Source organism: Gordonia tangerina (assembly GCF_021556435.1).
Classification (GTDB): Bacteria; Actinomycetota; Actinomycetes; order Mycobacteriales; family Mycobacteriaceae; genus Gordonia; species Gordonia tangerina.
Genome location: NZ_JAKGCU010000009.1, coordinates 54,108 through 65,160, shown reverse-complemented (window position 1 = coordinate 65,160; position 11,053 = coordinate 54,108). Strand labels below are relative to the sequence as shown.

At 67.2% G+C, this 11,053-nt stretch carries 11 protein-coding genes and 1 tRNA gene; 8 read left to right on the top strand and 4 right to left on the bottom strand.

Annotation, left to right across the window (positions count from 1 at the left end; all coding sequences use genetic code 11):
• Positions 1 to 19: 19 nt before the first annotated feature.
• Both L1892_RS11970 and L1892_RS11965 read right to left on the bottom strand, forming a co-directional pair.
• Positions 20 to 775 carry a hypothetical protein gene (locus L1892_RS11970; protein WP_235723817.1) on the bottom strand — a complete coding sequence of 252 codons (756 nt, stop codon included), beginning with the start codon at positions 773 to 775 and terminating at the stop codon, positions 20 to 22.
• Positions 768 to 1,844, bottom strand: coding sequence for a glutathione S-transferase family protein (locus L1892_RS11965; RefSeq protein ID WP_235723816.1), 1,077 nt, complete (start codon positions 1,842 to 1,844; stop codon positions 768 to 770). Before L1892_RS11965 ends, L1892_RS11970 begins: the two co-directional genes overlap by 8 nt.
• A 103-nt stretch (positions 1,845 to 1,947) precedes the next feature.
• Between L1892_RS11965 and L1892_RS11960 the strand changes: the two genes are divergently transcribed.
• From L1892_RS11960 to L1892_RS11925, 8 genes are all read left to right on the top strand, one after another.
• Entirely contained in the window at positions 1,948 to 2,577 is a 630-nt protein-coding gene (locus L1892_RS11960) for a PadR family transcriptional regulator (RefSeq protein WP_235723815.1), read from the top strand.
• On the top strand, positions 2,574 to 4,097 hold the full coding sequence (locus L1892_RS11955) for an MFS transporter (protein ID WP_235723814.1): 1,524 nt from the start codon (positions 2,574 to 2,576) through the stop codon (positions 4,095 to 4,097). Before L1892_RS11960 ends, L1892_RS11955 begins: the two co-directional genes overlap by 4 nt.
• A 220-nt stretch (positions 4,098 to 4,317) precedes the next feature.
• On the top strand, positions 4,318 to 5,463 hold the full coding sequence (locus L1892_RS11950; RefSeq protein ID WP_308191707.1) for a metallophosphoesterase family protein: 1,146 nt from the start codon (positions 4,318 to 4,320) through the stop codon (positions 5,461 to 5,463).
• A complete protein-coding gene (locus L1892_RS11945) occupies positions 5,460 to 8,072 on the top strand; it encodes an ATP-binding protein (RefSeq protein WP_235723812.1) in 2,613 nt (870 codons plus the stop codon). Before L1892_RS11950 ends, L1892_RS11945 begins: the two co-directional genes overlap by 4 nt.
• Before the next feature lie 81 nt (positions 8,073 to 8,153).
• Positions 8,154 to 8,229 (top strand) — tRNA-Arg (locus tag L1892_RS11940).
• Between the two features lie 274 nt (positions 8,230 to 8,503).
• Positions 8,504 to 8,698 carry a hypothetical protein gene (locus L1892_RS11935; protein WP_235723811.1) on the top strand — a complete coding sequence of 65 codons (195 nt, stop codon included), beginning with the start codon at positions 8,504 to 8,506 and terminating at the stop codon, positions 8,696 to 8,698.
• Positions 8,695 to 8,976 (top strand): hypothetical protein, encoded by a 282-nt coding sequence (locus tag L1892_RS11930; protein ID WP_235723810.1) that lies wholly within the window; start codon positions 8,695 to 8,697, stop codon positions 8,974 to 8,976. The genes L1892_RS11935 and L1892_RS11930 overlap by 4 nt, the downstream gene beginning before the upstream one ends.
• An 89-nt stretch (positions 8,977 to 9,065) precedes the next feature.
• Positions 9,066 to 9,668, top strand: a complete 603-nt coding sequence (locus tag L1892_RS11925; RefSeq protein WP_235723809.1) for a hypothetical protein — start codon at positions 9,066 to 9,068, stop codon at positions 9,666 to 9,668.
• Positions 9,669 to 9,905: 237 nt separating this feature from the next.
• Here the strand turns inward: L1892_RS11925 and L1892_RS11920 are convergent, their stop codons facing one another.
• Both L1892_RS11920 and L1892_RS24655 read right to left on the bottom strand, forming a co-directional pair.
• On the bottom strand, positions 9,906 to 10,310 hold the full coding sequence (locus L1892_RS11920) for a hypothetical protein (RefSeq protein WP_235723808.1): 405 nt from the start codon (positions 10,308 to 10,310) through the stop codon (positions 9,906 to 9,908).
• Between the two features lie 410 nt (positions 10,311 to 10,720).
• Positions 10,721 to 11,035 carry an HNH endonuclease gene (locus L1892_RS24655; RefSeq protein ID WP_372475018.1) on the bottom strand — a complete coding sequence of 105 codons (315 nt, stop codon included), beginning with the start codon at positions 11,033 to 11,035 and terminating at the stop codon, positions 10,721 to 10,723.
• Between the last annotated feature and the right edge of the window lie 18 nt (positions 11,036 to 11,053).

The window sequence follows — 11,053 nt, the reverse complement described above, 5'->3', positions numbered from 1 at the left end:
CGGGATTGGAGCGCGGAGATCACCGACGTCCCGGCGGAAGCCCGGTACCGGCGACGACCTCGCCGTCGATCGTCCACGTGGTCGGCGGTGGGCCGAACGCCTCGCGTGCGTTGGCAATGACGCGTTTGCCCAGGGCGCGGTTGCCGACCCCGCCGATCATTGCGCCGATGCCGGCCGGCAGGAGTTTGCCGAACAGCAGTGGCGCGCGCTTGAACGCATACTTCTTGGCCACCTTGTTGACGAGTGTTTTGTTCAGCTTCGCCAGGCCGCCGCCGGGAATGCTCGCGCCGCCCAGCCGCCGCAAGGCCCCGCCCCGGGTGCCGACGAGGCGCCCCAGCGCGACGACGCCCTCCTCGCCGAGCGCGACGGCGAGGACGAGGGTTTTGCGGCGCTCGGAATCGTGCACCGGGATGCCGTGTACCTCGGCGATCGACAACGCGAGCAGGGCCGATGCCTCGAGGAAGAACGCGGTCTCGCCGGTCATCGCGCCCAGTGCGGTCATCGTGCCCACGCCGGGGACGGCGGCGGTCGCGCCGACGGCGCCGCCGGAGCCGGTGACGGCGGTGAGGTAGAGCTTCTCGAGTCGCGCGATGATCTGCGCCGGCGTCTCCTCCGGATTCGCGGTTCGCAGGCTACGCACATATCGGGCAACTGCCGGCGCCTGCAGGCGTTGCGCGCGATCGAGGAGACCGCCCGTCACGTCCACGGCCTTGCCGGGAGGGCGCTGCTGGTCGCCCGAATCCCCGCTTCCATGGGTCCGGTCGCGATCAGCCATCGGTCGGCACTCCGTCCGCGGCGGGCACGACCTCGCCGGGCTGTGGCGGTCCGGGGGGTGTGCCGTCGCCGAAGGGGCGACCCCCGAGTTCCTCGCGATGATGGGGAGTCAGCCAGTTGTGGAGGTCAGGACCCACCGGGATGATGCCGGTGGGGTTGATGTCTCGATGCACCACGTAGTAGTGGCGTTTGATCTGGGTGAAATCGATGGTGTCGCCGAATCCGGGCGTCTGGAACAGGTCGCGGGCGTATGCCCACAACACCGGCATCTCCGCGAGCTTGCTGCGATTGCACTTGAAGTGGCCGTGGTAGACGGGATCGAAGCGAGCCAGGGTCGTGAACAGTCTGATATCGGCCTCGGTGATGGTGTCGCCGACCAGGTAGCGCTGGTTGGCCAGGCGCTCGGAGAGTTCGTCGAGCTTGGCGAACAGCCGGTCGTAGGCCTTCTCGTAGGCCTCCTGGTCCCCGGCGAAGCCGCAACGGTAGACACCATTGTTGACCTCGGTGTACACACCCCGGTTGACTTCGTCGATCTCACCGCGCAGATGTTCGGGATAGAGCTCCGGTGCGCCTTCGCGGTGGTGGTCGGTCCATTCGAGTTCGAAGTCGATGGTGATCTGCGGGTAGTCGTTGGTGACCACCGCACCGGTCGGGATGTCGACCACCGCGGGCACGGTGATCCCCTTGGGGTAACCGGGGAACCGTTTCTCGTACGCGTCCTTGAGACGAGGGATCTGCAGCACCGGGTCGAGGCCCTCGGGGTCGAGGTCGAAGGTCCACGAGTCCGAGTCATGGGTGGGTCCGCACATGCCCATCGACAGCGCGTTCTCGAGGCCGAGGAGGCGGCGCACGATGATCGTCCGGTTGGCCCATGGGCAGGCCCGGGCGACGACCAGGCGGTAGCGGCCTGCCTCGACGGGGTAACCGTCGCGGCCGTCGCGGGTGATCCGTGTGTCGATGTAGTTCGTGTCCCGGACGAACTCCTGTCCGGTGGTCACATAGACACCCTGCTCGGTCGCCGCTCCCTCGGTGGGGGCGGCCGCGGCGGTGCGGGGGCTGTTGGTGGTCATGTGATCCACAGTAATGACCCCGTCCGACGGTTGGCAGAAGATGGTCGAAACGGTATATTCCATCTGGAATATTTGACTTCGGATAGCGAGCGAGGATCAGCGCATGTCGGCGAACGGGATGTTGCCGCCCCTGGCGGTACTCGTGCTCGGGCTGGTGGCCGAGCGGCCGATGCATCCCTATGAGATGTTTCAGACCACGATCGAGCGGCGCGAAGACCGCCTCGTGAAATTCCGGCCCGGCACGCTCTATCACACGGTCGACCGATTGTCCGACAAAGAGCTGATCGAGGTTCACGACGTCGAGCGGGAGGGCAATCGCCCCGAGCGGACGATCTATCGCATCACCGCCACCGGCCGCGCCGCCTTGGCGCGCAGCCTCGAGCAGCTGCTCGAAGGGCATCCGACGGAGTATCCACAGTTGTATCTGGCGCTCTCGGAGGCCCATGGACTGCCGCGGTCGCGTGTCATCGAGCTGCTCACCACGCGGCTGACGCAGATGTGCGCCGAACTCGAGAACCTGCGCGTGGGCGCCGCCGAGGCCGCCGACAGCGGCAAGGCGGAGATGTTCTATCTCGACATCGGCTGTCGCATCACGACATTGAGTGCGCAGATCGACTGGCTCCGTGGCCTGCTCGAACGTTTGACAAACCACTCCATCGCCTGGCTCGACGACCCGGACTTCCGGGCCGTCGCCGCCTCCACCGCACCGCACGAGAAGGACGCCGACGCATGACCTCTCCATCAACCCCCGCCGTGCCGCTGACCACCCGGCCCTGGGCGGCGATGCTGGCGCTGTGTGTCGGCTTCTTCATGATCCTCGTGGACATGACGATCGTCGCCGTGGCGCAGCCGCAGATCCAGACCGCACTCGACACCGACGTGAACGGCATCGTGTGGGTCACCAGCGCCTACCTGCTCACCTACGCGGTCCCGCTGCTGATCACCGGCCGTCTCGGCGACAAGTACGGGCCGAAACGCGTCTACCAGATCGGCTTGCTGGTATTCACGATCGCGAGCGTCTGGTGCGGATTCTCCGACACCATCGGTGAACTCGTTGCCGCCCGAGCCCTCCAGGGTGTCGGCGCCGCCTTGATCACCCCGCAGACGATGGCGCTGATCACCCGCATCTTCCCGCCGGAGAAGCGTGGTGCGGCCATGGGCGTCTGGGGCACCGTCGCCGGCGTCGCGACGCTGGTGGGACCGCTGCTTGGCGGCATCCTGACCGACGGATTGGGCTGGGAGTGGATCTTTTTCGTCAACCTGCCGGTCGGCGTCGTCGGCCTGGTGTTGGCCGCTGTGCTCGTGCCCGACGTGGAAACGCACGACCATCAATTCGACTGGCTCGGTGTCGCCTTGTCGGCAGCGGGTATGTTCGCGCTCGTCTTCGGAATTCAGGACGGCGAGAAGTACGGCTGGAACGCCTTGATCTGGTCACTGATCATCGGCGGCGTGGTGCTCATGGCTCTGTTCGTGTGGTGGCAATCGCGCATCAAGGGCGAACCGTTGGTGCCGCTGTCGCTTTTCGCCGACCGCAACTTCTCCCTGGCCAACATCGGGATCGCGTCGATGGGCTTCGCGATCTCCGGTCTGATGATCCCCACGATGTTCTTCCTGCAGCTCGTCGGTGGCATGTCACCCACCCGGGCTGCGGTGATGATGGTGCCGATGGCGTTGCTGACCGGTGCACTCGCGCCGATCGTCGGTCGGGTCCTCGACCGGGTGCACCCACGTACGATCATCGCCTCTGCGTTGCTGCTGAACGCCGTTGCGGTCGGCTGGCTAGGCATGATCGCCCGTCCGGAAACCCCGGTGTGGCTGCTGATCATCCCGATGTGTCTGATGGGCGTCGCGTCGGCCGGGATCTGGGCGCCGTTGGCAGCCACGGCGACCCGCAACCTGCCGTGGCATCAGGCCGGCGCCGGCGCCGGCGTGTACAACACCACGCGGATGATCGGTTCGGTGCTCGGCAGCGCCGCGGTGGGCGCGCTGATGCAGACGCGTCTGGCCACTCTGCTCCCGGGAGTCGACACCGAACACCACAGCGCCGGCGGCCAGCTACCCGATGCGGTCCGGGACGGCTTCGCCACCGCCATGGGTCAGTCGCTCTACCTGCCCGCGGCAGTGTTGTTGATCGGCGTGGCAGCGGCCCTGTTCTTCGTCACACCTCGTCATCAGGCCGGTGTGCCCGCGCCTGGTGGGCAGGGTGCGCAGGCCGGCGACAGCGCGGCGGCCGGGCCCGTCGCAACGGCCTGATCCGCGCGGCACCGCACCAGCTCACGGCTTCGCCTCCCACAGTGTGTCGGTCCACGCTCGTAGGATGCGGCTCGAGAGTGGGAGGTGAGACATGACCGTGCCGTTGTTCGACCTGCCGGGGTTCGATCCCGACCAGACACAGCCGAACCGGTCCCGGCCAGTGGCGGCGGGCGCAGGCCGGCTCGAGTCGCCGGGATCGGTGGCCGGGTCCGCGCACGAGGTGACCTTCCTGCACACGGCCGATTGGCAGTTGGGGATGACGCGGCGCCACCTCGATGCCGACGCCGCGCATGCCTACACCGCCGCGCGCCACGAGGCCGTCGAACGCATCGGCACACTCGCCGCCGAGGTGGACGCCGAGTTCGTGGTGGTGTCCGGGGATGTCTTCGAAGACCATCGGGTGTCGTCGAAGATCATCCGCCGCACCCTCGACGCTCTCGGCGCCTATGGAATCCCCGTATACCTGTTGCCGGGCAACCATGATCCCTTCGACGCGGCGGGGATCTATCGTTCCCGGACCTTTGCGCAGGCTTGCCCGGACAACGTCACGGTGCTTTCGGGTGCAGGTGTGCATCAGGTGCGCGCGGGTGTCGAGCTGATCGCTGCGCCCTGGTCGCACAAGCAGCCGGGAACCGATCTGGTGGCCGCCCAGGTAGCACGTCTCGCGCCTGCCGACGCCATCCGGGTGATGGTGGGCCACGGCGGTGTCGACGCGTTGACCCCGGGCGGCGACGAGGCGCTCATCGGGCTCGCCGCGGTGGAGGCCGCGGTCGACGGTGGCCTGCTCGACTATGTCGCTCTGGGCGATCGGCACTCGGTCACCTCGGTGGGGACCACCGGACGGGTGTGGTACCCGGGTGCACACGAGGTCACCAACTTCGATCACATCGAGCAGGAGCCCGGCCATGTCCTCGCGGTCACCCTGCGCCGTTCCGGTTCGTCGCGCGATGTCGACGTGGTTCCGCATCGGGTGGGGCAGTGGTCATTTCGGACGGTGTCGGCCGACATCGCCGGACTCGCCGACATCGAGGCGTTGCGCCGGCGACTCGACGACATCGACGACAAACCGAGGGTGGTGCTCGGTTTGCGGCTCGTCGGGTCGGTGTCGGTCACGGAGGGGGCAGCGCTCGACGAGTTGCTCGAGGAGGCCGCCGACCGATTCGCCTCGGTCACCCGGCCGGACGGCGCGGAAGATCTCGTGGTGGTCGCCGACGATGGTGACCTAGCCGACCTTGGGGTCGGGGGCTACGTCCGGGAGGCCGCCGAGGAGCTGTTCGACCGCAGCGGATCCACCGACCTCGACGAGGCGCGCAACGCGCGCGATGCGCTGGCCCTGTTGCATCGCCTCACCGGGAGGATTCGATGAGGCTCCATCGGATGCGTCTGCACGAGTACCGGGGTGTCGCCGACCGGGACATCCGGTTCGCCGAACGCGGGGTGACCGTCGTCGAGGGCGCCAACGAGGCGGGCAAATCCTCGATGATCGAGGCTCTTGAGTTGCTGCTCGACGTCCGTGCCGAGAGCAAAGCGGCGAAGGTCCGTGCGATCATGCCGGCCGGCCGTGAGGTGGGTACCGAGGTCGAGGTCGAGATATCCTGCGGCCCTTGGCACTTCACCTACTCGAAGCGGTTCAATCGGCAGCCGGCGACGAATCTGAGCATCCATCGGCCGCGTCCAGAACAGCTCACCGGGCGCGACGCGCACGAACGCGTACTGGAGATCCTGGGCGGACACGCCGATCTCACGCTGTTCCGCGCTCTTCGGTTGTTGCAGGCCGATGACGCGGCCGGTCGTCCGATGGGCGACAGTGCCGCTCTCGCCCGTGCTCTGGATCGGGCTTCGGAGTCCGACAGTGACACAGCGGATTCCGCGTCGGCGGAGGTTGCCGAACAGGCCCTCATCGACGCCGCCGAGGCCGAGTACCGTCGCTACCGGACCTTGGGTCAGGGCCGGCCCACTGGCGAACTCGCCGCCGCGATGCGGACCGCCGACGAGCTCGACAAGCGTTGCCGGACACTTGCCGACGCCCGAGACGCGGTCGACGCCGATGCGCAGCGCCTTCGCAGCCTCCTCGATCGCCGGTCCGAACTCGCGCGCACCCGGGAGTTGCGTGAGGTCGAGCGCGACGAACTCGCGATCAGCTGGACCGAAATCGAGCGTCTACAGACCGAGCAGGCGGCGGCCGACGCCGAGGTGCGGCATCTGCTCACGGCCAGTCAGCTGGCGCAGCGCGATGTCGTCGATCGGGAGCGGGTCGCGGCGCAGATCGCCGCAGCGACGGTCGATGCCGAACGGCTGGGAGCCGGGATCGCCGACCACGATGCACGGGCGCAACGCGCTGAGACCTCGGCGCGACACCTCGAGGACGAGTTGCATGCCGTCCGCGAACGCTGGCAGATGGTCCAGACCGCGTTGTCGGCGGCGCAGTCCGCGCAGCGCGTTCGAGAACAACGTCGCGAACTGCGCGATCTCGATGAACGGCTCGTCGAACTCGATCGCATCGCCGCCGAGTCGTCGACTCTCGACGAGTCGCTGCGGGCCAACACCGTCGATGCGTCCGCGGTCCACACCGCGGTCGACCTGGCGCGGCGTCGTGCGGTGGCTCAGGCGCGGCTGGAAGCGGTCGCGGCGCGCTTCACCGTCGAACCGACCGGTGCGAGCACTGTCACCGTGGATGGTGAGGCCGTGGCCGACACCGCCGATCGGGTGGCCGTGACCGACGCGGTCATAGAGGTCGCCGGAGTGGTCACGGTCACGGTCCGCCCCGGTGCCGACACCGCCGCTCCGGCACAAGAACTCGCAACGGTAGACCATGAGATAGCGGCGTTCTGTGCCACCCACGGGCTCGCCGGCCTCGACGACCATGCGGATCGGGCGCGAGAGCGCGCGAGCCTGGTGGAGCGGCGGGCGAGTTCGCAACGACGGGCACGCGAACTCATCGGTGACCGAAGCCACCGTGCCATGGTCGAACGACGTGACGAGCTGCGCACCATCATCGAGACGGAGTCGGCAGGCGCCGACGTTGACCCCGATGACATCGCGTCGCTCGCGGGGACCGAGCGTGAGCTCTCCGAACTGGTGATGTCGGCGGAACGTGCGGTCACACAGCAGCATTCGGCCGCACGGGAGGCCCGCACCGAGGGGCGTATGGCTCGGGAGGAGCGCGAGCGACTGGCTGGCCGCATGGTCGAGCTGGAAAGACGCCGCGCCGAGATGCTCGCGCAACTCAGCGACGATGATGCGCGACGAACGGTGCAGGCCGCGGCCACGCGGCTCGGTGAGGCACGTGACCGGCTCGGTCGACTCGAGACCGAGCTCGCGCGTCTCGACGTCGCCGAGATCGAGTTACGGCGGGAGCGGGTGACCGCCGACCTCGCCGCGATTGCGCGCGAACATGCCGACCTCGAACGCTCCGCCACCGAACTCCGCGCGCGGATCGAGCTCTACCGTGACGAGTCGCGCCTCGACCTGCTCCAGGACGCGACGGCAGAACTCGAGAGTGCCATCGCAGCCCGGGACCGCGTACAGCGGCGTGCCGACGCGGCCGAGCTGCTGTACCGGACGCTCGTGGACAAACGTCAGCAGACACGCACCCGCTACGCCGACCCCTTCGCCCGGCGCCTGGCGGAGCTGGGTGCCCACGTATTCGGAGCGGGAGTGAGTTTCGATGTCGACGACAACCTGGAAGTGGTGTCGCGCACCGTCGATGGCCTCACCATCGCGCACGAGGCATTGTCCGGCGGGGCGCGCGAACAGTTGGCACTGCTCACCCGGCTGGCCTGCGCCACGCTCGTCGACGAGGCCGACGGAGTGCCGGTGCTCCTCGACGACGCACTCGGCTACAGCGATCCGCACCGGATCGCGGCCATGGGAGAGGTGCTCACCGCGGCCGGGCGCGACGCGCAGGTCATCGTGCTGACATGCAGCCCCGACCGATACCGGGGTGTCGACGAGGCCGAGATCGTCGCCGTGTGACGATCGAGGGCAGGGCGCGACGCGCCGCCCCGGTTTTGGGATCACCCCGGCGGGTGCGCTACGCTAACCCTCGCCCGATGAGCCCCCGTAGCTCAGGGGATAGAGCGTCTGCCTCCGGAGCAGAAGGCCATAGGTTCGAATCCTATCGGGGGCACCAGCAAGTTCGCAGGTCAGAGGCAATTTCCGGTCTGATCTCCGTGCGATTGCGATCCCGGTGCGATTCCACATCGCACGTCTCTGTTCTCCGTTGAATGCAAAGCGGCCCCGGTCGGTGCTCCAACACCTTCCGAGGCCTCGGCACAACGGAAGGCAACTCCGATGCACCGTCATCACACCCTATCCGCCGTCGCCTACGCGGTGGTCTTCATCCTCTGCTTGTACTTCGTCCCGCTCGCCGTCATGTCTGCGTGCATCGAGCTGGGGTGGCACGCATGAACCGCGACGAAGCGCTCCGGGTCCGCGAATCCGGCCGAGCCTCGCTGCGCGGCGACCTCGACGCCGCCGACTCCCCGTCAGTCGCCTCTTGCTTCGCAGCCGCCGACGCCCTTGGTGTGTCCGTCGCCGACCTCCTCGGCGTTGCTGACGTGGAACTGACCGCACCCGCGGACTGCGGGGCCGACGCATGACCGCCGCGATCCCCGTCACCGATGTGGTCGAGCAGCTCATCGACAGCGCGTGGACCACGTACGAAGCGGCAGCCGCGGTGATGAGCACCGCGGCTGCCCCTGGAATGGCTTCCCGGCTCCGGGAGGCTATCTGGTCGACTGAGGACGCCATCGACGATGCCCTACCTGCAGGTACGGAACTCGGCGACGACGGTTCACCGCTCGTCGGGTCGGCGGTCGGGCAGAAGTTGCTGGACATGATCGTCGCACGGCACCTCGTGGAACGGTCAATGCCATGAGCGAACCAACACGACAGGCACTGTGCTGCGAATGCGGCCAACCACGCACATGCAAACGACCCAGGCGACACCGTCTAGGCGGCATAGACGTGCGGGGAGCTGACGGCTACCGCGGACTCGGCGACCTGAAATGCTCGCAGTGTTCGAAGGTCACCACCCACGCAATCCTGGAGTACTACTCACCTGTTCGCGATCGCGAGGAGGAGTTAGACCTCATCGCTCGCGGTGCGACACCGGACTACGGAATCCTCGCCCGCAGCAGGCCGCACCTCGACAAGCTCCGCGACGAGTACCGCCAGCTCCAACCACAGAACCCGTACCTGTCACATATCTGGCTCAAGGCGGACGCCGAAGATGCGCGAGAACACGGCCACGCGACTATCCGCGCTTATTGCGGCGTGATGGTGCCGGTGCCAGTAAATGGTGGTCGCGACCTCACAGAAGCCGACTTCAATCCGACTGCTCCGACCGAGGAGTACGAGGGGCCTGACGGCGAGTTCTGGGCTGAGATGGACTGTGTCGACTGTGCCCGGGTCGCCAACCAACGGCGGCAGGTCTCGCGCCGCAAGGACGTGGAGCGCTGGCTGACGTGGGCGCTCGCACGTGCCGACAAGTTGAGCGACGAAGAGATCAACGACATCCACGCGACGTTCCGCCAAGTCCTCGAACGCCGCAACCAGCCCAAGGCTTGATCATCTGGTCGTTCATCTGAGTCGCCCCGACTAAAACCAGGCGACCCCGGTCTCGTGCTGACAGCGCATAGGCGAGTGAACCGGCACCCGCACCCCTCCCGACTCCTGATCAGTTTCGACGAGGGTCATACCTCGATACCCCCTGCCGTCGCGGCAGATTGGGGCTAGGGGTCGTGGGGTGACGACGGTCAGCGGTCAAGTGGGGGTCAGCCCTGGGGGGTCACCGAGACTGGGGCTCTACGCCCCTCTGCCCGTGGCTTCCGGCGGATGTAGGTACATCCAGGTCGCGGCTTCGAGGTCGCCGAACATCGAGGCGAGTTCTCTGCAGAGCTCTTCGTACGCGTCAAGCCCCGCGACTCCGCTCTCGTCGCTGTGCGCGGCTTTCATCGGCGCGTTCCATTGGAGGTCGCGGAATCGGTCAAGGGCTCGGACGATTGCTGGATCGTCAGCGAACAGTGTGATGCGAATCGCGAGACGACGCAGCTTCGCACAGTGCTCGATGTAGGGAGCTCGCGCCGCCATGACGGCGTCGCCACGCTCTCGGACACCATCCGGATTCGACCTTTGCATCCACTGTTCAAGCGACCTATAGAACACATCTGCGTGAAGTTCCTTGGTGGTGGCTTCCTCGCCGAGCAACACTGCGACCTCGTCGCGCAGACTCGTCGACCGGCGTTCGCGACGTTGAGCTTCATTGCTGCGGTGGTTGAACCACATCGTGGCACCGACGCCAGCGAGGGCGACAATGGCGCCCATCGCTGGGCTGGCAGCGAGATCACCCAGTGTTTCGCCAAAGGTCACAGCCGATCAGGGTACAGAACCCCAGGTAGGGGGGGTGGGTCCCGTTCGAAACGCGGACTCCGACCGGCCACCGGCTGGGAAGCTCTCTTTTTTCACACTCAACTGGAAGCGATGGCGGGTCACCAGCACCTTCGAGAACTCGAATCGGCCGAAATCCGACATATCCGCAGCTCAGGGCGTTGCCCAGCGGCGAAAAAAGTTCCCCCAATCTGAGCAGGAATGCAGGAACCTTCCCCAGCCGGTGTCCGCCCCTATGGCGTTTCTCGATGCTGACCCGCCCCCCGGTGTGCTTCTGCTTGGGTCTTGGCGCGGTGGTGAGGTGCACATAGCGACTGCAGGTTGCTGGGGTCGTCGGTGCCGCCAGCGGCGACGTTGACACGGTGGTCGACTTCGGTGGCGAGCGCGGTGCAGCCGGGGGTTTGACAGATCGGGTGGTCGGCGAGTTGGCGGGTGCGGAGGGCGCGCCATGCTCGGGTGGAGCCGGCGCGGCCTTTGCGTGATCCTTCCCATGCGGGTCTGCACGGGCAGCGGGTGCCGAGGTAGGTCTGTCGGCAGCGGTTGCACACTCGGGGTGGTCGATTGGG

Excerpts from the sequence above, each read along its gene's own strand:
- L1892_RS11935 (WP_235723811.1), top strand. The coding sequence starts at position 8,504 with ATGAACCGCGACGAAGCGCTCCGGGTCCGCGAATCCGGCCGAGCCTCG.
- L1892_RS11965 (WP_235723816.1), bottom strand. The coding sequence starts at position 1,844 with ATGACCACCAACAGCCCCCGCACCGCCGCGGCCGCCCCCACCGAGGGA.
- L1892_RS11960 (WP_235723815.1), top strand. The coding sequence starts at position 1,948 with ATGTCGGCGAACGGGATGTTGCCGCCCCTGGCGGTACTCGTGCTCGGG.
- L1892_RS11945 (WP_235723812.1), top strand. The coding sequence starts at position 5,460 with ATGAGGCTCCATCGGATGCGTCTGCACGAGTACCGGGGTGTCGCCGAC.
- L1892_RS11930 (WP_235723810.1), top strand. The coding sequence starts at position 8,695 with ATGACCGCCGCGATCCCCGTCACCGATGTGGTCGAGCAGCTCATCGAC.
- L1892_RS11970 (WP_235723817.1), bottom strand. The coding sequence starts at position 775 with ATGGCTGATCGCGACCGGACCCATGGAAGCGGGGATTCGGGCGACCAG.
- L1892_RS11955 (WP_235723814.1), top strand. The coding sequence starts at position 2,574 with ATGACCTCTCCATCAACCCCCGCCGTGCCGCTGACCACCCGGCCCTGG.